At 66.2% G+C, this 19,641-nt stretch carries 20 protein-coding genes; 12 read left to right on the top strand and 8 right to left on the bottom strand.

Translation table 11 applies throughout. From position 1 onward, the window contains the following. The first annotated feature begins 7 nt into the window (after window positions 1-7). Window positions 8-724, top strand: coding sequence for a hypothetical protein (locus AC1DB8_RS11410; RefSeq protein WP_441418355.1), 717 nt, complete (start codon window positions 8-10; stop codon window positions 722-724). Window positions 725-771: 47 nt separating this feature from the next. On the opposite strand, the gene AC1DB8_RS11405 is transcribed toward AC1DB8_RS11410, so the two are convergent. Further along, complete coding sequence (locus AC1DB8_RS11405) at window positions 772-1,038, bottom strand: YegP family protein (protein ID WP_441418356.1); 267 nt, start codon at window positions 1,036-1,038, stop codon at window positions 772-774. Window positions 1,039-1,194: 156 nt separating this feature from the next. Between AC1DB8_RS11405 and AC1DB8_RS11400 the strand changes: the two genes are divergently transcribed. Continuing rightward, on the top strand, window positions 1,195-1,512 hold the full coding sequence (locus tag AC1DB8_RS11400; protein WP_441418357.1) for an acylphosphatase: 318 nt from the start codon (window positions 1,195-1,197) through the stop codon (window positions 1,510-1,512). A 27-nt stretch (window positions 1,513-1,539) separates the two neighbouring features. Here AC1DB8_RS11400 and AC1DB8_RS11395 read toward each other — a convergent pair whose 3' ends face one another. Further along, window positions 1,540-3,252: a RecQ family ATP-dependent DNA helicase gene (locus AC1DB8_RS11395; RefSeq protein ID WP_441418358.1), complete on the bottom strand. Its 1,713-nt coding sequence runs from the start codon at window positions 3,250-3,252 to the stop codon at window positions 1,540-1,542. Window positions 3,253-3,408: 156 nt separating this feature from the next. On the opposite strand from AC1DB8_RS11395, the gene AC1DB8_RS11390 reads away from it, so the two are divergent. From AC1DB8_RS11390 to AC1DB8_RS11355, 8 genes are all read left to right on the top strand, one after another. Then, window positions 3,409-3,744, top strand: a complete 336-nt coding sequence (locus tag AC1DB8_RS11390) for a cupin domain-containing protein (RefSeq protein ID WP_476893085.1) — start codon at window positions 3,409-3,411, stop codon at window positions 3,742-3,744. Between the two features lie 42 nt (window positions 3,745-3,786). Then, window positions 3,787-5,058 (top strand): alpha-hydroxy acid oxidase, encoded by a 1,272-nt coding sequence (locus AC1DB8_RS11385; RefSeq protein WP_476893084.1) that lies wholly within the window; start codon window positions 3,787-3,789, stop codon window positions 5,056-5,058. An 81-nt stretch (window positions 5,059-5,139) separates the two neighbouring features. Continuing rightward, window positions 5,140-6,042 (top strand): ABC transporter substrate-binding protein, encoded by a 903-nt coding sequence (locus AC1DB8_RS11380; protein ID WP_476893083.1) that lies wholly within the window; start codon window positions 5,140-5,142, stop codon window positions 6,040-6,042. Between the two features lie 6 nt (window positions 6,043-6,048). Further along, on the top strand, window positions 6,049-7,137 hold the full coding sequence (locus AC1DB8_RS11375; protein ID WP_476893082.1) for an amino acid ABC transporter permease: 1,089 nt from the start codon (window positions 6,049-6,051) through the stop codon (window positions 7,135-7,137). Next, window positions 7,134-7,901, top strand: a complete 768-nt coding sequence (locus AC1DB8_RS11370) for an amino acid ABC transporter ATP-binding protein (RefSeq protein WP_476893081.1) — start codon at window positions 7,134-7,136, stop codon at window positions 7,899-7,901. Before AC1DB8_RS11375 ends, AC1DB8_RS11370 begins: the two co-directional genes overlap by 4 nt. Window positions 7,902-8,097: 196 nt before the next feature. Beyond that, entirely contained in the window at window positions 8,098-8,418 is a 321-nt protein-coding gene (locus AC1DB8_RS11365; protein ID WP_476893080.1) for a GYD domain-containing protein, read from the top strand. A 99-nt stretch (window positions 8,419-8,517) separates the two neighbouring features. Continuing rightward, complete coding sequence (locus tag AC1DB8_RS11360) at window positions 8,518-9,882, top strand: MFS transporter (protein ID WP_441418365.1); 1,365 nt, start codon at window positions 8,518-8,520, stop codon at window positions 9,880-9,882. A 206-nt stretch (window positions 9,883-10,088) separates the two neighbouring features. Continuing rightward, window positions 10,089-11,993, top strand: a complete 1,905-nt coding sequence (locus AC1DB8_RS11355) for an FAD-binding monooxygenase (protein WP_476893079.1) — start codon at window positions 10,089-10,091, stop codon at window positions 11,991-11,993. A 166-nt stretch (window positions 11,994-12,159) separates the two neighbouring features. Here the strand turns inward: AC1DB8_RS11355 and AC1DB8_RS11350 are convergent, their stop codons facing one another. Beyond that, on the bottom strand, window positions 12,160-12,294 hold the full coding sequence (locus tag AC1DB8_RS11350) for a hypothetical protein (RefSeq protein WP_476893078.1): 135 nt from the start codon (window positions 12,292-12,294) through the stop codon (window positions 12,160-12,162). A 314-nt stretch (window positions 12,295-12,608) separates the two neighbouring features. After that, window positions 12,609-13,370 carry a hypothetical protein gene (locus AC1DB8_RS11345; protein WP_476893077.1) on the bottom strand — a complete coding sequence of 254 codons (762 nt, stop codon included), beginning with the start codon at window positions 13,368-13,370 and terminating at the stop codon, window positions 12,609-12,611. 1,106 nt (window positions 13,371-14,476) lie between these two features. Here AC1DB8_RS11345 and AC1DB8_RS11340 point away from each other — a divergent pair. Further along, window positions 14,477-15,244: a hypothetical protein gene (locus AC1DB8_RS11340; RefSeq protein ID WP_476893076.1), complete on the top strand. Its 768-nt coding sequence runs from the start codon at window positions 14,477-14,479 to the stop codon at window positions 15,242-15,244. Window positions 15,245-15,290: 46 nt separating this feature from the next. On the opposite strand, the gene AC1DB8_RS11335 is transcribed toward AC1DB8_RS11340, so the two are convergent. Beyond that, window positions 15,291-16,049, bottom strand: a complete 759-nt coding sequence (locus AC1DB8_RS11335; protein WP_476893075.1) for a YoaK family protein — start codon at window positions 16,047-16,049, stop codon at window positions 15,291-15,293. A gap of 285 nt (window positions 16,050-16,334) precedes the next feature. Continuing rightward, the gene (locus tag AC1DB8_RS11330; protein ID WP_476893074.1) at window positions 16,335-16,919 is read right to left on the bottom strand and encodes a histidine phosphatase family protein; all 585 of its coding nucleotides are present in this window, start codon (window positions 16,917-16,919) and stop codon (window positions 16,335-16,337) included. Between the two features lie 328 nt (window positions 16,920-17,247). Between AC1DB8_RS11330 and AC1DB8_RS11325 the strand changes: the two genes are divergently transcribed. Then, a complete protein-coding gene (locus AC1DB8_RS11325; protein WP_476893073.1) occupies window positions 17,248-17,667 on the top strand; it encodes an ester cyclase in 420 nt (139 codons plus the stop codon). Between the two features lie 226 nt (window positions 17,668-17,893). On the opposite strand, the gene AC1DB8_RS11320 is transcribed toward AC1DB8_RS11325, so the two are convergent. Together AC1DB8_RS11320 and AC1DB8_RS11315 are read right to left on the bottom strand one after the other, a co-directional pair. Beyond that, window positions 17,894-18,979, bottom strand: a complete 1,086-nt coding sequence (locus AC1DB8_RS11320) for a glycerophosphodiester phosphodiesterase family protein (protein WP_476893072.1) — start codon at window positions 18,977-18,979, stop codon at window positions 17,894-17,896. Window positions 18,980-19,126: 147 nt separating this feature from the next. Further along, the gene (locus tag AC1DB8_RS11315; RefSeq protein WP_476893071.1) at window positions 19,127-19,600 is read right to left on the bottom strand and encodes a hypothetical protein; all 474 of its coding nucleotides are present in this window, start codon (window positions 19,598-19,600) and stop codon (window positions 19,127-19,129) included. Window positions 19,601-19,641: the final 41 nt, after the last annotated feature.

Below are 19,641 nucleotides of genomic sequence, written 5' to 3'. Positions count from 1 at the left end.
TCCGCCGGTGGCACGTGCTCGGCAAATGGCGGGCGCCGCGCTTGCGCTGGCCGTACTGCTCGCCGGCTGCGCAGCCCCGGTAACACCGACGGAGAGCACGGCACCCACCACTACGACGGTGCCCGGCTCACCGACTGCAGCAACGGCAACGCCGCCTGAGACAACGCCGTCGAACTGGCAGACCTTCACAACCTCGGACGGCCTGTCCTTCGACTACCCGCCCGGCTGGACCGCCCGGGATCCCGGCGGTGACCTCGCTGGAGCCTTCGTGGATGTCACCAACGCGGCTGGGAAACCGATGGCCCAGCTGCGCACCAACATCGTCACCGGCGCGGAGTGCACCGTGCAGTACCCGTACCAGGTCTACGATTCACAACCGCTCCAGGCCCTGGTGGAAGCGGGCAGCGCGGACCGGGGCGTTCCCCGCTATGTCTTCGAATCCCGCGGTGACGGCACCGGACCGGGCCCGAGCACCACGGCCGCCTACGGGATCACCATGATGCCGGAGGAAACCGGGCCGCTCGCCTGCCCCATGTTCCATCTCTTCCTGTGGCCGCCGAGCGGGGCGTTGTTCGGCGGCACCTACAACCCGGCGAACAACCTCACCCCCGGCCCGTCGTCGTTGCCGTATCTGGAGAAGGCGAAGCGCTACGCCGGCACGGAGGAATACCAATCAATCCGGAAGATGATTACGTCCCTGCGGCCGGCGAAGGCGACGGGGTAGCCGCACCCAGGTAGCCGCACCCAGGCGCGGCGCCCGCATCCCAAAATTTACACGGCGGGGAAGTGCCGTCGCTGGCGGCTGTGGGGGCGGGCCGCCGTGCTGCTCTTGGTCCAGGTGGTGCCGCCCCAGGGAGTTGAATGGGTCTCCCGGATCAGTCCGGTGCCGGCGCACTCGCGGACTGCCATGATGCCGTCCGCCGCGGAACGCTTGTCCTCGAAGGCTTTTGAGACAGCGAGCACTGTGCCGTCCGCCCCCAGCAGCCGGAACCGGACGTTCGATTCTGCGTCGGTGAAGATTTCGAATTGTCCTGCCATTGTCTTTTCCTTTCAGGCGTTCCGGCAGGCGTCGCGGGGTGTCCGCTGAGTGCGCTGTGCCGGAGGTCTTCTTCCACCCTCCTTGGCCCGGGACAGGGCTGAAAGGGGCAAAGGTCCCGGATGTGGGCGGCGCCGGACCGGGACTACATTGGAGGCATGGCTGATTTTGCTGGTGGATCCGGGGCTGCGGACGCGGGTGCCGCCGTGCGTCTGACGGCCCGGGTGCAGGGCATGGTGCAGGCGGTCGGCTTCCGGTACTGGACAGTGCGCAAGGCCGAGGAACTCGCCCTGCGCGGCACCGTGCGGAACAACGACGACGGCACGGTCGGCGTCGTCGTCGAGGGCCCGCAGGCGGTGGTGCTGCAGTTCCGGGCCTGGCTGCGCTCGCCGGAGGCGCCTGGACGGGTGGACCACGTGGACGAGCGGATCTCTCCGGCCACCGGAGCCTTCAGCAACTTCCGGGTGCTCTACTGAGCGCGGGTCACACCCAAGGTGCGGGCATCAGGGCAGCGGCCTCAGCAGCCCGCTGGCCAGCACCGCTCGCCGGGACAGGGTCTTGTAGCCCTCCCGCTCAAACAGCACCGTGATCAGCCCGTCGTCGTGGCCCATCACCAGGCCCCGACCCCAGAGGGCATGCTCCACGGCCGCGTTCAGCGGGAACTCTTCCGCGCCGGCCATGGACGAACCGGCCGTGGCAGCGCCGTCGCCGTGCGTCCTTCCTGCCGAACCGTCGCCGCAGTTGTCACAGTTCCCGCACGGGGCGGGGAAGTCCTCGCCGAAGTAGCCCAGCAGGAACTGGCGCCGGCAGCGGTGCGTCTCCGCGTAGCCGCGCATCATGGCGATGCGGGACTTGTCGACTCGTTCCCGCGCCGCGGCGAGGTCGACGGCGCGTTCCACCAGCGCCGCGGGATCGGCGCCCGGCGCCAGGCCCACCCCGTCGGACGCCAATGTCACCCCGCCGGTGTCCTGCAGTTGGTTCAGCAGCCCGGTGAGCCGGCGCGGCGGGTACCCAGTCGCCGCCGCGAGAGCCTGCGGGGGAACCGGAGTGCCGGCGTCGCGCAGGACGTCGAGGACGGCCAACAGGGCCTCCTGGTCCGGACGGTGGGTGGCGAAGTAGCGGCGCAGGCCCAGGTCCTCGGAACGGTAGTGCAGCGCCGCGACGGCGGGCAGGCCGTCCCGTCCGGCGCGGCCGAACTGCTGGTAGTAACTGTCCAGCGACTCGGGAATGTCCGCGTGCAGCACGAACCGGACGTCCGGCTTGTCGATTCCCATCCCGAACGCGGTCGTCGCCACCACCACGTCGAGGTCCCCGGCCAGGAACTGCCGGTGCACCTCGTCCCGTTCCGCCGCGCTCCGGCCCGCGTGGTAGGCCGCGGCCTGCAGTCCCTTCTGCGCCAGCTTCGCGGCGTACTTCTCGGTGTCCTTCCGCTTGGCCGCGTAGACCAGGCCAGGGCCCTGAAGCTCGCGGACCGACTCTGCCGCCTGCCGCACAACGGCACGGCGCTTCTCCTTGTCCTCGTGGTGCCGGATGACGTCCAGGCTGATGTTGGGCCGGTCGAAGCCGCGAACCAGCACCAGCGGATCCGTCATCCGCAGGCGGTCCAGGATCTCCTCCCGGACCGGGGGAGCGGCGGTGGCAGTGAGGGCCGCCGTCGTCGGGTTGCCCAGGCGCTCGCGGACCTCGCCCACGCCGAGGTAATCGGGCCGGAAATCGTGGCCCCAGGTGGACACGCAGTGGGCCTCGTCCACCACGAACAGGGCAATGTTCAGGCCCGCGAGCCGCTCCACCGTGCTGGTCTTCGCCAGCTGCTCCGGGGCGAGGAAGAGGAACGCGGCCTCGCCGTGCTCCATGGCCTGCCAGGCGCTCTCCTGCTCCGCGGCGCTGTGCGAGGAATTAACGGCGACGGCGTGGTCCGGGCCAAGCACGGCCGCCAGGCCGTCCAGCTGGTCCTCCTGGAGGGAGATCAGCGGGGAGACGACGACGGTGGGCCGCTTGAGCTGCCGGTGAAGGAGCAGCGCCGGGACCTGGTAGATGGCCGACTTCCCGTACCCGGTGGGCATCACCGCGAGGACATCCCGGCCGACGGCGAGCGCGTGCATGCCTTCGAGCTGTCCCTCGCGGAGCCGGGGGAGACCGAAACTGGCGGCGGCGAGCGTGCGGAGGGCGCCGTCGTCGGGTGCTTCGCGGACCGGGCCGGCGGTGGCCTCGCTCATTCGACGCTCCCTTGCGACGGTGCGGACTTTGGCGGCCCGCAACGCAGGCCGTTGGGTTCAGGGTAGGCGCAGCCGGGAGTTAGAAGAAACGCTTCGGCTGACGGTCGGGACAAATGGCCCTCGGCAGGGACCTCAGCGGTGGGTAGGGTGACCCGCATGCAGAAGATATCGATCGAGGCCCTTGCCCGCCAGCAGGTTACGGCGGCGCTCGCGGCGCCCAGCGGCCGGGCCGCAGACACCGCTTACGGCGGCCACGAGAAGGTCCTCCGGCAGACCGTGATGGCGTTCAAGGCCGGGACGCAGCTGAGCGAGCACCAGAACCCGGGGGAGGCGACCGTCTACGTGATCCGCGGCTGCGTCCGGCTGCAGGCCGGCCAGGAATCCTGGCAGGGGAAGGCCGGCGACCTGCTGATTGTGCCCGACGGGCTGCACAGCCTGATGGCGGAAGAGGACTCGGCGATCTTGATGACGGTGGCGAAGACCAAGGGCTGAGTACTGACCAGAACGCGCACGCACCCAGTTGAAAGGCCCTCCTTGAAAGTCAGCGAAGCCAGGCAGCTCATCCAGGTCAAGGCGCCCATCTTGTCGCGCCGGCGCCGGGTGCTGGCCAACGCCTTCAACGTTGAGGAGTACCGGAAGGCGGCACGGAAAGTGCTGCCCACCGGGATCTTCGACTACCTCGACGGCGGGTCCGAGGACGAAGTGACGCTGCGCCGCAACCGTGCCGTCTTCGATGCCTGGGCCCTGATGCCCAGCTGGGGCCCGGTATCCGGACCCGACACGACCACCACCCTGCTGGGGAACGAAAGCGCCCTGCCGCTCACCCTGACCCCGACCGGAGCCACCCGGCTGTTCCATCCCGAGGGAGAAGCGGCCGTCGCCGCGGCTGCAGACCGGGCCGGTATTCCGTACGGGCTGGCAGGGCTAAGCACCGTGGCGATGGAAACGATCGCGGCGCGCCAGCCGAACCTTGACCGCTGGTTCAACTTCGGCCTCACCTCCGATGCCCGGGCGCTCAAAGACAAACTGGCACGCTGCGAAGCCGCTGGCTTCACCACGCTCATTGTCGGCGTCGACACCCGCGCGCTGGGATCCCGGGAGCGGGATCTGCACAACGGCTTCACCGCGCCTCCCGCGCTGACGCTGTCAACCATCGCAGACATCGCCCGGCGTCCTGCCTGGTGGATCAACTTCCTGAAGTCGGACGGCATCAGTTTCCCCAACCTGGACCCCCGCAGCGCGGCGGCAAACTCCATGATTACGCCCGCCATGTGGCAGGACATCCTGGGCCACTCGGACGCGACCAGCGGATGGAATGAGCTGGAGGCTTTGCGGCAGGCGTGGAGCGGCAAAATCGTCTTGAAGGGCTGCGTCAACCCTGCCGACGTCGCCAAAGCCTCGCGCATTGGCCTGGACGCCGTGCAACTGAGCAACCACGGCGGACGCCAGCTCGACCACATGCTCAGCCCCATGGACGTCCTGCAGGAATCGCGGCAGCGCGTGGGCGGTTCGATCGAGATCTACGTGGACTCCGGCATCCGGCGGGGCAGCGACATCCTCAAGGCACTCGCGCTGGGCGCCGACGCCTGCTCGATCGGCCGGGCCTACCTTTACGGGCTGGTCGCCGCGGGGTCGCCCGGCGTCGGACGGATCATCGAGATCCTCGCGGACGAACTCCGGCGTACGATGACGTTAGTAGGCGTTTCCAGCATTCCCGAGTTGAAAGCCCGGGGTGGAGAAATTCTCCGGGACATTCGTCATTCCGGGGAAATCCTTGAATCGACGGCGTCAGGCGACACGAAGTGATTCACTCTGATCCAGCAGGCACCCAGAGTTCTCCCGCAGCGCCGCGGGAGGCCAATGAATCCCTGAACAGCTAAGGAAACCATGCGTACTCGATACCTTTTTCCCGTTCTCACGATCGCTACCGCGCTCTCCCTCTCAGGCTGTGTCAACAACAGCGAACCCGCGGCCTCCGGCGGAGCGAATGCAAGCTCCGACGCCGTCGACGTGAAAAAGAACGACGCCATTGCTGCGGCCCTGCCGGAGAAAATCAAGAACGCCGGCGTGCTCAATGTCGGCATGGCCAACAATTACCCGCCCAACGAGTTCAAGGACGATAACGGGGCACCCGCAGGCTGGTCCGTGGATCTCACTAACGCGCTGGGAAAAGTGATGGGGTTGAAGGTCAATTTCGACATTGGCACCTTCGATAACATCCTCCCGGCCGTCCGGGCAGGGAAGGACGACATGGGGATGTCCTCCTTTACCGACACCGTGGAACGCGAAAAGCAGGTGGATTTTGTGAACTACTATTCCGCCGGTATTCAGTGGGCCGCGCCGAAGGGCAAGACCGTGGATCCGAAGAACGCCTGCGGGCTCAAGGTCGCCGTCCAGGCCACCACTTACGAGGACACGCACGAGGTGCCGGCCAAGTCGAAGGCCTGCACGGATGCCGGGAAGCCGGCCATCACCATCTTCCGCTACGACGCCCAGGACCAGGCCACGAACGCCCTGGTGGTGGGGCAGGTCGACGCGATGAGCGCCGATTCGCCCGTGACGCTGTACGCGATTTCCAAGACCAAGGACAAGTTGCAGACCGCCGGCGACGCGTTCGAGGTGGCACCGTACGGGATCCCGGTGGCGAAGGGCAGCGCTTTCACCCCGGTCCTGCAGAAGGCGCTCCAGTCGCTGATCGACGACGGTTCGTACACCAAGATCCTGGCCAAGTGGGGAGTGGAAGCCGGCGGCATCAAGACGGCGGAACTCAACGTGGCCGCCAAAGGGTGACACCCCATGAGCGAGCGGGAACCCGACCGGATGATTGAGCCGGATCCGGCCAAGCCGCTGCCCGCGGGCGCGGCGCCGGCCGGCGGGGCGCAGCCTGCCGGTAACGCGCAGCGCGCTGGCGTGGGCAGCGGGACGGACGACGCCCCGGCGGAGGCCATCGTCGCGATCCCGCTGCGCCACCCCTGGCGGAACGTGATCGCCGTGCTCCTGCTGTTGGGCCTTGCGGTGTTCGTGCTCGACGCCGCCCAACGCCCTGATTACGGTTGGGCGGATGTGGGGAAGTATATTTTCGACCGCCGGATCAGCCAGGCCGCCTGGGTGACATTGTGGCTGACTATTTACGCGATGATCGGTGCGATCGTCATCGGGCTCCTGTTGGCCATCATGCGGCTCTCCCCGAACCCGGTGCTGAAGAGCATCGCGTGGCTCTACATCTGGATCTTCCGGGGAACTCCGGTCTACGTCCAGCTGGTTTTCTGGGGCATCGTGTCGCTGATTTATCCGGTGTTCACCCTGGGGATTCCGTTCATGACGCCGTGGGTCACCATCCCGAATGAGGTCTTCACGAACCTGTTCATCACCGCCGTGATCGGCCTGGGCCTGAACGAGGCCTCCTACATGTCTGAGATCGTGCGGGCCGGCCTGCTGTCCGTGGACGAGGGCCAGGCCGAGGCCTCGACGGCGTTGGCCATGTCCTGGGGGCAGACGATGCGGTACGTCGTGGTCCCGCAGGCCATGAAAATCATCATTCCGCCCACGGGGAACGAAGTTATCTCGATGCTCAAGACCACCTCCCTGGTGGCCGCGATCCCGTTGAGCATTGACCTTTACGGCGTCTCCCGCGGCATCTCCGCGGTGACGTTCACTCCGGTGCCGCTGCTGATCGTCGCGTCCCTCTGGTACCTGCTCTTTACTTCGGTGCTGATGGTTGGCCAGCACTTCATCGAAAAGCGGTTCTCGCGCGGAACCGGCCGGATGAAGACCAGCAAGGGACCCGCGGAGCCCGGGCCGGCGGCGACGGCGGGACCTGGCGTGCAGGGCGCACCCGGGGCGCCCGGCGCCCCGACCGGTAACGACTTTGGAGGAAAAGGATGACCGGCGCTCCCATGGTCCTTGCGGAAAAGGTTTCCAAGAACTTCGGCACCAACAGGGTGCTGCGCGGAATCAGCCTGGAAGTGGACCGCGGCGAGGTGCTCTGCATTGTGGGCCCCAGCGGCTCAGGCAAGTCGACCTTCCTGCGCTGCATCAACCACCTGGAGCGCGTCGACGGCGGCAGGCTGTCGGTGGAAGGCCAGCTGGTTGGCTACCGTCAAAAGGGCGACAAGCTCTACGAGCTCAAGCTAAGTGAAGCAGCGCACCAACGGCAGGACATCGGAATGGTCTTCCAGAGGTTCAACCTGTTCCCGCATCTCACCGCGTTGGAGAACATCACCCTTGCGCCCATGCGGGTGAAAAAACAGTCCAAGTCAGCGGCCACCGCCAGGGCTATGGAACTGCTGGAGCGTGTGGGGCTGGAGGACAAGGGGGATGCCTATCCGGCGCACCTGTCGGGTGGCCAACAGCAGCGCGTGGCGATCGCCCGCGCCTTGGCCATGGACCCGAAACTGATGCTCTTCGACGAACCGACCAGCGCCCTGGACCCGGAGTTGGTGGGCGAAGTCCTGGACGTGATGAAGGGGCTGGCCAAGAGCGGCATGACCATGATCGTGGTGACCCACGAGATGGGGTTCGCCCGGGAGGTTGCGGACACCCTGGTCTTCATGGATGAGGGTGTGGTGGTGGAAGCCGGACCTCCCCGGCAGCTCCTCAGCAACCCGCAGCATGACCGGACCAAGGCGTTCCTTTCCAAGGTTCTCTGACGCGCCACCCGGAGCCGACCCCTGGGTGGTGGGATGCCGCCGTCGGACTTTCCGGAACCCGTTGTCAGTGTGCCGGAGCGGGCCTACGCTGTGCCTCGACGGCCCCACTCCGGGACCGGCTCCAGGACCCTCCCTCGCTGGGGTGCCAGCACACCCCGGATGCCTGTGTCCTGGACTTCACGGGACAGGAACTGCCATGACCAAGTATCTGTTTGAGGCCAATTACCTGGGCGAAGGAATCAAAGGACTGATGCGCGAGGGCGGCAGCAAACGCCGCGACGCCCTGATGGACGCCCTCAAATCCGTGGGCGGATCGCTCGAGTGCTTTTATTACGCCTTCGGGGACACCGACGTCCTGGGTGTCCTTGAGGCCCCGAGCGACGCCGATGCCGCAGCCCTCTCGCTGATGATCAATGCCACCGGCAACGTCAACGTTCGGCTGAAGCCGCTCATGACGGTGGAAGACATCGACGAAGCGGTCAAGAAGACACCCACCTACCGGGCGCCGGGTCAGTAGGGGCGCTAGCCGCCAAAACCTGCGTTCTGTGACGGCCCAACTGGTCCGCGACGGCCGGCGGGTTCGGTGCCGGCCGCCGTCGTAGGACAGACTGTTGCCGTGAGCAACTCTCCCCGCACCGGCATCGCCATCGCAGGGCTCAGCCTCGGCACGGCGCTGAACCCGCTGAACTCCTCGATGATCGCGGTCGCGCTGGTGGTCTTGCGCGCGGATTTCGCGCTCGACGTCGCCACGGTCACCTGGGTGGTCACCTCTTTCTACCTGACCTCGGCGGCCGGCCAGCCGCTGATGGGACGGCTCGCGGACCGCTTCGGCCCGCGCCGGCTGTTCCTGCTGGGCATGGCCCTGGTGGCCGTGACCTGCGCGTTGGCACCGTTCGCGCCGAACTTCGCGCTGCTCTGCGTGGCGCGGGCGTTTATGGCGCTCGGCACCGCGACGGCGTATCCCAGCGCCGTCGTGATGGTCGCGGCGCTGGCCCGGCAGGCCAACGTCAGATCCACCCGGCCGCTGGGCCGGATCCAGATGGCGAACACCTCGGCGGCCGCCGTCGGACCGGTGGTGGGCGGACTGCTGGTGAGCCTGGTGGGCTGGCAGGCGCTGTTCCTGATCAACGTGCCCCTGGCGCTGGCGGCGATCCTGGTGGTCCGCAGGTTCGCCCCGGCGGACGTTGAGCGGGAACGCGGCAAGGTGTCGGAACTGCTCCGCGACTCGGACCTGCCGGGCATCGGCGCGTTCATCGGCGCCCTGGTGCTGGTGATGATGGCGCTGCTCAATGTGCTGCCCGCCTACCGCTGGTGGCTGCTGGGCGGCGGGCTGCTGCTCGCCGTGCTGTTCACCGTGCGGGAGCTGCGCTTCAGCCCGCCCTTCCTGGACCTGCGGCTGCTGGGGACCAACCGGCCGCTGCTGCTGGTGTACCTGGGCTTCGCGTTGTTCAACGGCGTCTACTACTTTGCCTTCTTCGGCCTCCCGCAGCTGCTGCAGACCGCCGGCGGTTACGACCCGGGAATCGTGGGTCTGCTGATGCTGCCGCTCGCCGCCATCTCGGTGGTCGGAACACCGTTCGCGGTCCGTGCCATCGACAGCTTCGGCGTCCGGCGGGTGCTGATCGCCGGGGTCGTGTTGCTGATCGCCGCGTCCGGAACCATGTGGCTGCTGACCGCGTCCCTGGCCGCTCCGCTGGTGCTGGCGATGACGGCGCTGCTGGGGGTCCCGTATTGCGTGGTCAGTATCGCGTCCAGCCAGGGCATGTACCTCTCCACCCGGTTGGAGGAGCGTGGTGTGGCGGCGGGGATCTACCAGACGTGCCGCTACCTCGGCGCCATCACCGCGACAGTGCTGATCGGCATTTTTTACGGCACCGGAGTCAGCCAGGCGAACTGGGGGCTGATGGTGTTTGTCATGCTCGGCCTCGGCGCGGTGGTCTTCGTCGTGTCGCTGCTCTGGCGGGAGCGCCGGCCGGCCTAGCGCGGTCCGGCCGGCACTGCCGACGGAGCCCTTGACGCCCCCGCACCACGGGGGCTATGTGTGAGCGGAGCCACAAAATATTTGCCTGCGCGCCTTCGGGGCGCCTATAGTCAACTCAGCGGTTCGATAATAGAACATTGAGTTCTATTATCGAACAATCGATTTTGATGGCAGCAGCCAGCCCTACAACGACGTAAGGAAATCCCGTGCACTTCCACCACCACGGTTATGTATCCGGGGACCCGCGGGTCCAGCCCGCCGCCGGCGTCGGGGTCGACCGCCCGGCAGAGCTTCCCGACGTCGTCGACGTGCTGATTGTGGGCACCGGGCCCGCGGGCATGGTCGCCGCCGCGCAGCTCTCCCAGTTCTCCGACATCACGACGCGGATCGTGGAGCGCCGGCCGGGCCGGCTCGCCATCGGCCAGGCCGACGGCATCCAGGCCCGGAGCGTCGAAACGTTCCAGGCCTTCGGCTTCGCCGAGCGGATCATTACCGAGGCGTACCGGATCACGGAGATGGCGTTCTGGAAGCCGGACCCCGCGGACCCGTCCCGCATTGTCCGCGCCGCCCGCACCCTGGATGACCCGGCCGGGATCAGCGAGTTCCCGCACCTGATCGTCAACCAGGCCCGCGTCCTGGACTACTTCGCCGAAGTCATGGCCAACGCCCCCACCCGGATGAAACCGGACTACGGCTACGAATTCGTGGGGCTGGAAGTCGGCGAGGGGGAGTACCCCGTCACCGTGACGCTCGCGCACACTTCCGGACCGGAGGCGGGCCGGGAGCGCACCGTGCGGGCCAAGTACGTGGTGGGCGCGGACGGCGCCCGGAGCAAGGTGCGGGATTCGATCGGCTGCACCATGGCGGGGGACAAGGCCAACCACGCCTGGGGCGTGATGGACGTGCTAGCCAACACCGACTTCCCGGACATCCGCACCAAATGCGCCATCACCTCGGGCGCCGGCGGCAGCATCCTGCTGATTCCGCGCGAGGGCGGCCACCTCTTCCGGATGTACGTGGATCTGGGCGTGGTCCCGGAGGGCGACGCCGGCGCGGTGCGCAGCACCAGCATCGAGCAGATCATCGCCAAGGCGAACGCCATCATCCACCCCTACACCCTGGACGTGCGCAACGTCGCCTGGCACAGCGTCTACGAGGTGGGCCACCGCCTCACCGACCGGTTCGACGACGTCGTCCCGGAGGAGCGCGGCACCCGCACGCCGCGCGTGTTCATCACCGGCGACGCCTGCCACACCCACAGCGCCAAGGCCGGCCAGGGCATGAATGTCTCCATGCAGGACGGCTTCAACATCGGCTGGAAGCTGGGGCATGTGCTGGAAGGCCGCAGCCCGGAGAGCCTGCTGGCCACCTACTCAGCCGAACGCCAGGTGGTCGCGAAGAACCTCATCGACTTCGACAAGGAATGGTCGACCCTGATGGCGAAGAAACCGGAGGAATTCGACAGCCCGTCCCAGCTGGAGGATTTCTACGTCAGCACCGCGGAGTTCCCGGCCGGCTTCATGACCCAGTACACCCCGTCGATGCTGATCGGCGAGGCCACGCACCAGGAGCTGGCCACCGGCTTCCCGATCGGCAAGCGCTTCAAGTCCGCGCCCGTGGTGCGGGTCTGCGACACCAATCCGCTGCACCTGGGCCACCAGGCCACGGCGGACGGCCGGTGGCGGATCTACGTCTTCGCGGACCAGGCTGTGGCGGGGGCGGCGTCGCCCACCACGGACCTGGCCGCCTGGCTGGCCGAGGCGCCGGATTCGCCGCTCGCCGCCACCCCGGAGGGTTTGGACCGCGACGCCTGGTTCGACGTGAAGGTCATCTATCAGCAGGAACACACGGAGGTGGATATCACCGCCGTGCCGGCAGTCTTCAAGCCTGCCGTGGGGCCGTTCCAGCTCAACTACCTCGAGAAGGTCTACGCCGCGGATCCGCGGGCGGACATCTTTGAGCAGCGCGGCCTGGACCGCGGCGGCGTTGTGGTGGTGGTGCGGCCGGACCAGTACGTGGCCACCGTGCTTCCGCTGACGGCAACGGCGGAGCTCGCCGCGTTCTTCGCGGGGTTGGTGGGGGAACGGGTGACCGGGCGGGCGCCGGTCTAGTCGGACCGAATAGAGCAAGAGGGGCATCCGGTCGCACTCGACCGGATGCCCCTCCTGGTGAACACTCGTCCAGCGGAGGTGCGGTGTCGACGACGATGGAAACGTCGCGCCTGGGCTCGGCATCGCGCGCGGTGAGTCAAACGACACGGCTCGACCTTTCGCCTTATCAGCAACGAGTGGGTAGCTCCACTCCTGCCGCCTTGAATTCATCTAGTTCTTCGGAAAACAGCGCGGTCAAGAGTTCTTTCATTTCAGGGTTAGCAGTATTGGCTATCTTCTTGATCTCGTCCTGCGCTTCCACAATTTTGGGAACGGTTGACTTGTCGGATTCCTTGAAGCTAGAGATGCCGTTGAGGTAGCGGATGAGAGGACCCTCGAAAGCACGCGCGCCGCATTTCCACTCGCATCTCCCAAGACCTGACGCTCGAGGGGCTCGGCGTTGTCCGTCAGCTCGCGTACGCTGCGACCATTGCGTGCCCTGCGGGACGTCGGACATCGTTGCCGGGCGCCGGTTATTGACCTGTTGTACACGGCCAAGGTGCCGTTGAGACGACTTGCTCACTCTGGGCGGACAAAGAAACGCTTATTGCTGGCACATGTTGCTGCTGGGGCGCCTTAGGGGACCTTATCCAGATGCTGCGGGCAGAAGGTGCTGACGCCAAGTTTACGGATCGACTTCAGCTCTTCGAGGGTGAACTTGATTCCGGCGGGAGCGGTGACCAGCGCGTCGGAAGCGGCGGCTGCCTCCGCTACTTTGCCGTTTTGCACGCCTTTGTCGTAGACGTCGCAGAAGATTTTCGCGATTTCGAGCTGGTTCGCAGTGTCCGTCGATTTCATGGCGGGGTGGGCTGTCCGCAGAGCCTTCAGGAACTTCTCATCGTCTGTTACAGCTGGAGCTGCACTGGGCGCCGGCTCATCCGCGGCGTCCAGTTCCGGCGTGCAGACGTCAACGACGGCGGCCTTGGCTGCAGCGTAGGAGTCCCCCACTGACCATGAGCCGGAATCCTTCCACGCCTGGACGAAATCCTCGAAGAGGATCTGCATCTCGTGAAGAGGTTCGGCAAGCTCAGGCTTTGCAGTTTCTGCTACCTCGGCGAAGCGAGTGGCGAATGAGTCCGCTTTCCGAGCAGTTTTTGCGTCGATGGACTTCACCTCCTTCAGGAAGCCTATGGATTCGTTGGCTAGAGAACTGGTGCCCTCACCAAAAAGGGACAGGCAAGTGGTCAACAAGGGCACCGTGTCCTTGTTCAGAGTGGAGGCGGAGGGCGACTGAGACGGCGACGAGGGCAAGGCCTGCTTGGCTGTTTCCGCCGGCGCTCCACATCCCGTCAGTATCAGTGCGGTAGCGGTCAGCAGCGAGAAAGGCAGTGCATTCAAAGGGCCCCCAATAGACATTTCTGTGCCTGATGACTACAGGCGTCCTAATGATACTTGTCCTGATGTTCCTGTGGTCCGGAGTGCTCAGGGACCTGCCGGTGTTGGGCGGTGTCTGGTCAACGATGTCCCGTCATCTCTGAGAGTGTCTGTGCTGAGATTTCCTTGCTCATGCAGCGGGCAGTACGAGAAGAAATCATTTGCCGCGGTCACAGCGTCATGAGAAAAAGGCCTCAGGCATCAGGGTCTCCGTGGCGTCTATCAGAGGCTCGGGGATGGGCTGGTCGGTGCATACCTGCGTCTCAAAAGGTAGCCAGAGTATACGTAATATATGCCCTACCCCTGATGGACTCGCGTCCGCGTTAGCCCGACGGTCATTCGCTGCAGGGCTTGGACTCAAGCCGAATCCGTGAGCTGACGTTTGTTTTCGGCAGAGAATTTGGATGGCTTTCGGGTTCCTAAAAGCCCACGTCCGCTCCGACACTCTGTTGACGGGCCGACAAGTGGCTGTCGGGAACCTGGCAGGCGCTTCTCAGGCTCTCCTACCGCCGTGTGGTGCTATTTCGTCCACGGCTGTCCGGGCATTTTTGATATCTGACAAAGTTATCCCCCAAATCTTCCGAGTCCTTTTGAATCTGTCCGATAAGGCCGCCTTTTTAATGCGTCCTTGCACTGGCCATTACGGTGGCAACTCACCGCGGAATGTAGCGACTCGGTCTCTTTAGATATTGACGGAGCGCGGCGGTTTTCGAGGTTGACGAAGCATATACGCGGCCAGCGGGTCTTATATAACTCCTTGGCTACCAGTCCTAGGCGCGTCTACTTCGGCCGGATTTCAGGCGACGATTCCTGCAGGGCCGCGAGCCTCTCGGAGAAGCTGCCGCACCCCAACGTCCGGACGGGAGCGAATACACCATGACGCTCGCTCGTCATGACAGTCCTTTTCGACTGAAAAATGAGGGGGCGCCACGCCCGCTGAAGCATTGAAGGATTGTCGGTCCTTAGCTGTATGTTCAGTCTTCGGCCCAACTATGTGCCAGGGCCGACGCCCTGCCAGCTCATCGGGACCACACTAAATCAACTCGTAACAATCTATGGGGATTCGCACTATGACTGAAAACCACCCTGAAGCGGGCATACCCGATCAGCCAACTCGGCCACCTGTGGCCGGTGAGGGGGCCAACCCTTCCGCTGTTTCTGCCGGAAAACCTGCCCAGATCAAGAACGTCAAACCCAAGTTTTTGTGGCGACCACGCACCAAGAAATCGCCCGTACCCGAGAACTTGAGGCGTCCGGGAGCATTAGCTGGAACGGCAGACGAGCGGCCGCGGCGTCGGACCGGATACTGGGCGGCCGGTGCCGCTGTGATTTTCCTAGGCGCCGGTGTCGGAATTGGGGCCACTTTGCCGGACCCAAAAAATAGTTCCGAATTCCGTTCCCTCTCAGCCGAAGCGTCCACGCTGCGCTCCGATCTTAAAAGCCTCCAGAGCAACTACGACTCGCTCGACGCCAACGTGAACGCCCGCGAAGAAGTTGTCGACGCCCGGGAAAGCGCGGCGGCTGAGGCGGACGCAGCCGTGAAAGAAGCCGAGGCGGCTTTGAAGAAGCGCGAGGACGCTGTGAAGGCGGCCGAAAAGACGCAGGCCGCAAAGACCATCACTGAGGGGACCTGGACCGTCGGCGTGGATATTCAGCCCGGGACCTATCGAGCTTCCGCTAACGTATCGTCTAGTTGCTACTGGGGCATCTACCGAACCGGCTCAAACGGCTCGGACATCATCGAAAACGATATCGTCAACGGCGGTCGTCCCTCGGTGACTCTTTCGGCAGGTCAAGACTTTACAACCACCCGCTGCGGGAGCTGGCTGCGACAGTAGGTCCGGGCGCGTGGTTGAGGTGTGTTCCTGACCTCAACCACGCGCACTACTTAGCCGATGCCGGAGGACCGACCGACAACTGGAGCTTTTCTGAAGTTTCCGGGCGCACAAGGTCCCGCTCCTGGCACGGCGCATGGGCAATCCCGCCGGCCACCGCGACGATGAGGGTGAGCAGCGCTGTCAGCAGCACCCCGAGCCCCGGGTGCACGTGTAGCAGGGCCGCGCCCGCGGTGGCGCCGGCCAGGATCAGCACGACGGCGCTGAGGCGTCGGCCCGAGTGGCCGCCCTTCCCGCCGCCCAGCCGGGAGTCCGCGGCCAGTCCGGTCAGCGTCGAGGTGACCACCACTGTGGTGACGTCCCTGACGGCCAGATGCCGGGCGGTGGCCGCCTGGATTCCCATCGCCACCGCGAGCGCTCCCGTGATCGCCAGCGTGACCGGGTCGCCGGCGCGCGGGGCATGCAGGAAAAGGACGACGGCGACGGCGGCCATGGTGACGCCGACGGCGGTGAGCAGGACCGTGGTCCGGCGGCTCCAGCCCGCGGCTTCTGGGCGCAGGGCCCGGCCGGCGGCCACGGCGCCGAGCATAAAGCAGGCCAGCGCGATCAAGGGGCCCACCACGGGGAGGTTGTCCGCGCCGATCAGGGCCATGCCCAGGATCACCACGTTGCCGGTCATGTTGCCGGTGAAGACCCGATCCAGGCCGAGGTAGCCCACGGCGTCGATGACGCCGGTGGAGAAGGTCAGCACCAGCATCAGGATCAGGTGCAGCCGGGCCTGTTCGGCGGACTTCAATCGGTTAAGCATGGGGTCATCTTTCGTTGCTGGGGCCGGGGCGCGGTGTGGGCGCTGAGCTGGCAGGCCAGACGGAGGAGGTCGGCGTCGCGGTGTACCGGACCCACAATACTCACGCCGCAGGGCGACGCGGCGGGCAGCACCAGGATCCCGCCGCCCGCGAGGCACTCATAGGACCAGTTATGGGTCGGGGATGTTGCGGCGTGCGGGGAGGTTACGGAGATGGTTTTGCCTGGCGTAGGTCAGCCGGTGGTCGAGGTCATGCGAAGGCGGTTCGCCGGCGGTCACGCGGGACGGTCAGGCGAGGGCGTCTGCGGCCAGGCGCTCGCCGTTGAAGTATTCAAGCTCCCAGCCGTCGACGGTGTGGTGGTGGGCCAGGTTGAGTACGGCGTTGTCCACCCGCGGCAGCGGGCGGCCGACCATGCGGCTCAAGCTGACCCTGAGCAGCGACCCGTGCGCCACCACCAGGATGCGGCCGCCGCGGAATTCCTCCGCCAGTGTTTCCAGGGCACCCAGTCCGCGGTCTGCGGCGTCGTCCTCAGTTTCGGCGCCGCGGAAACCGCCGGGGATGCGTAGGGCGTCCAGCTCCGGGCCGTCCTGCAGCCCCTCGGCCGGGCCGAAGGAGCGCTCGGTGAGTTCCGGAATGTGCCGGGCCACGCTGAGGCCGAGCCCGGCGGCGATCAGGTCTGCGGTCTCGGCCGCACGGCCCAGCGGCGAAGACACGATCGCGTCCCACTCGTCGCCGGACAAGGCTGCGGCAGCGTCCCGCGCCTGGCCGCGGCCGACGTCGTTCAGCGGAATGTCAGTGGAGCCCTGAAGCCGGCGCTCGGCATTCCAGTCGGTCTGGCCGTGACGGATGAGCGCAAAAGTTGTGAGGGGCATGGTTCCATTGTGCCGGTGGTGGGGGCCGGACCCGGAATCGCCCCTTCACAACGACGGCTGGTGGGCGGCCTATTCCCTTGCCGTAGCTGGGTGTCGGACCCAGCCAAAAAGCTGTGGCCGGAGCATATTGACACCTTCAAAGCCCGGGCATACCTTCAGCCTTAACGAGGCGATTCGCCCCTTCTCCACTACTTTAGGCACAGGTTTTCCCGGTGCCGCGTGCCCGGGCGCTCCCGGAACGGAGCCCCGGCTGCGTCGGCTGCGCGGGCCGCGCCGGGCCACATGCCTGGGGGATCCAATTCGGTCTCTCGCCTTCAAGGAGCAGGAAATGTCGGAGGGTATTGGACTGATAGAGCGGTTTTACAAGGACGTCGTGGAGAGCGGAAATCTGGCCCTCATTGATGAGCTGGCGACGGACAGTTATGTCGATCACGAGGAAGGCCTTCCCGGGCAGCCGTCCGGCAAGGACGGCGTGAAATTCTTCGTGAACACCATGCGGTCCGCCTTCCCGGACATCAAGGTCAAGGCGATTGAGCCCTCAATGACCGCCGGCAACATGGAAGCATGCCACGTGATCCTGACCGGGACCCACCGCGGTGAGATGGCCGGCATCCCGGCCACGGGCAAGAGTGTCGAGTTCGACTGCACAGACATCATCCGGGTCGAGGACGGCAAGGTGGCCGAGCACTGGGGCACCACCGACAACCTGGCCCTCATGCAGCAGATCGGCGCGGTGGCCGTTGGCTGAGCGGCACCCACGCACGACGGCACCACCCACGACGGCGGCCGGACCGACCGCCGTCGGGACCAGAACGGTCGGGACCAGAACCGTTGGGAACAGAACCGTCGGGACCAGAACGGTCGGGACCAGAACCGTTGGGAACAGAACCGTCGGGACCAGAACCGTCGAAACAGAAAAGGCTGCCCACGTTTTTCCTCGGGAATCGTGGACAGCCTCTCTTGTCGGCGGTGTCTCAGGCCTTGGGCGCGTACGCCTTCGGGAGCTTCAGGCCGCGCTCGTCCATCACGGTGCGCAGGCGGGTGGGGTAGTCGGTGATGAGGCCGTCCACGCCGAGGTCCATCAGCCGGTTCATGTCCGCGGTGGTGTTGACGGTCCAGGGAATCACCGGCAGGCCGAGGGTGTGGGCGTCGGCGATCATTCCCGGGGTGACGGAGCGGAACGTGGGGGAGATGGCGTCGTAGCCCTGGGCGGCCGCGGCCTTGGCGAGGGACCCGCCGTAGTTGTCGATGTCGATGCCGCCGAGGTTGGGGCTGGCGCCGGGCCGGCCGACCTCGAGCCAGGCGTCGCCGCTGGAGAGGGCGACGAGCGGCAGCTCCGGGGCGAGCTGTTTGGTGAGGTTCAGCGAGGACCAGTCGAACGACTGCACAGTGGAGCGCTCCGCCATTCCGGAGGCCTGGATCTCGGCGACCACGGCCTTGGTCAGGGCCACCATGCCCGGGCCGCCGGCCTTGCCGTCCTCGACCTTGGTCTCGATGTTGAAGCGGACCTTCTTGACCTCGGCGTCGCGCGCCAGCTGGAAGACGTCCGCGAGCTCGGCGATCCGGTTCCCCTCGATCACGTCCTGCTCGGGGAAGCCTTTCAGCTGGGTGAACCCGCAGTCCAGCGTCTTGATCTGCGCGAGCGACAGGTCCGCCACCCGGTCCCCGACATACGGGAAGGCGGGATCGCCCGGCGCGGCCGGCGCAGTGTCCTGGCATTTGTCGGCCTGGATGGTGTCATCGTGCCAGACGATGATCTTGCCGTCGGTGGTCAGGTGGGTGTCCAGTTCCAGGGTGCTTACGCCCAGCTTCAGTGCGTTGGCGAAGGCGGCCAGGGATTCTTCGGTCCACTCGCCGCGGCCTCCGCGGTGCGCCTGGAGGTCGAAGGAGCCGTTGCGCTCGTTGGTCCTGACCTCAGAGGTTGCGGTTACCGCAGCGTTCGACGCAGCGTTCGACGACGGCGCGGAGCCGGCGTCGGCGTTGGGAGCGGCGGCGACGGCGGGGCTGGCCAGCGACGCGATGAGCGCGGCGGCCGCCGCGGCAGTCAGGACTGTGCGCATGGTGATGGTTCCTTCCGGGGTACGGATACCGGCGTTGAGCCGAAGACCCGTCCACGCTAGGGAACGCAGGTGGACCGCCGTGTTCCGGAAGCTGGACTCCGGGTGAACTGTGCGCGCCGGCTGCCGATGGCCCGGTTTCTCGGGTGGCTAGCTGCCGGAGGCTCCCGTGTCGGTTCCGCTCAGGGTCTCTATGTAATCCAGCGTTTTGGGGCTGACGTGCCGCACCGCTGCGAGGGCCTCACGGAGAACGGTTCTCCTGGCCGGGTCACCCAGGGCGTGCTGGAGTTCCATGACCGTGTCAATGCCCTGGCGCTCGAACACGCCCGTGATTTCCTCCATCTGGGCGAGACGGCCCGGAGAAGGCCAATCGATAACGTCGGCGAGCTTCCCGGTATCGAGGCGCTGGCGGAATCCGCTGGTCGTGGCGGCGTCCGGCCAGGCCGCAATGAGGGCGTCGACCCGTGGTTTGACGGTCTCGTGGTAGTTCTGCCGCCGCTGCAACGTGGCGTCGACGATGATGGCCCCGATGTGGTCCCAGCCGCGGCCGACGTCGGTCGAGGCGTCTGTGCCGGGTGAGGCGGCTGGCGCCGGAAGGTTGGCGGGATCATTGTCCATAGTCATAAGTGAATACTTCCACGTGCCGGCGGCGAGTGTGTCTTCGC

The organism is Arthrobacter sp. 10N410 (genome assembly GCF_056394945.1).
The sequence above is the reverse complement of the archived record's forward strand: the minus strand, read 5'-3'. Positions and strand labels throughout refer to the sequence as shown.

Coding starts and splice junctions, on each gene's coding strand:
- AC1DB8_RS11405 (WP_441418356.1), bottom strand. CDS start 1,038: ATGGCAGGACAATTCGAAATCTTCACCGACGCAGAATCGAACGTCCGG.
- AC1DB8_RS11400 (WP_441418357.1), top strand. CDS start 1,195: ATGGCTGATTTTGCTGGTGGATCCGGGGCTGCGGACGCGGGTGCCGCC.
- AC1DB8_RS11395 (WP_441418358.1), bottom strand. CDS start 3,252: ATGAGCGAGGCCACCGCCGGCCCGGTCCGCGAAGCACCCGACGACGGC.
- AC1DB8_RS11390 (WP_476893085.1), top strand. CDS start 3,409: ATGCAGAAGATATCGATCGAGGCCCTTGCCCGCCAGCAGGTTACGGCG.
- AC1DB8_RS11380 (WP_476893083.1), top strand. CDS start 5,140: ATGCGTACTCGATACCTTTTTCCCGTTCTCACGATCGCTACCGCGCTC.
- AC1DB8_RS11375 (WP_476893082.1), top strand. CDS start 6,049: ATGAGCGAGCGGGAACCCGACCGGATGATTGAGCCGGATCCGGCCAAG.
- AC1DB8_RS11370 (WP_476893081.1), top strand. CDS start 7,134: ATGACCGGCGCTCCCATGGTCCTTGCGGAAAAGGTTTCCAAGAACTTC.
- AC1DB8_RS11365 (WP_476893080.1), top strand. CDS start 8,098: ATGACCAAGTATCTGTTTGAGGCCAATTACCTGGGCGAAGGAATCAAA.
- AC1DB8_RS11340 (WP_476893076.1), top strand. CDS start 14,477: ATGACTGAAAACCACCCTGAAGCGGGCATACCCGATCAGCCAACTCGG.
- AC1DB8_RS11335 (WP_476893075.1), bottom strand. CDS start 16,049: ATGCTTAACCGATTGAAGTCCGCCGAACAGGCCCGGCTGCACCTGATC.
- AC1DB8_RS11330 (WP_476893074.1), bottom strand. CDS start 16,919: ATGCCCCTCACAACTTTTGCGCTCATCCGTCACGGCCAGACCGACTGG.
- AC1DB8_RS11325 (WP_476893073.1), top strand. CDS start 17,248: ATGTCGGAGGGTATTGGACTGATAGAGCGGTTTTACAAGGACGTCGTG.
- AC1DB8_RS11320 (WP_476893072.1), bottom strand. CDS start 18,979: ATGCGCACAGTCCTGACTGCCGCGGCGGCCGCCGCGCTCATCGCGTCG.
- AC1DB8_RS11315 (WP_476893071.1), bottom strand. CDS start 19,600: ATGACTATGGACAATGATCCCGCCAACCTTCCGGCGCCAGCCGCCTCA.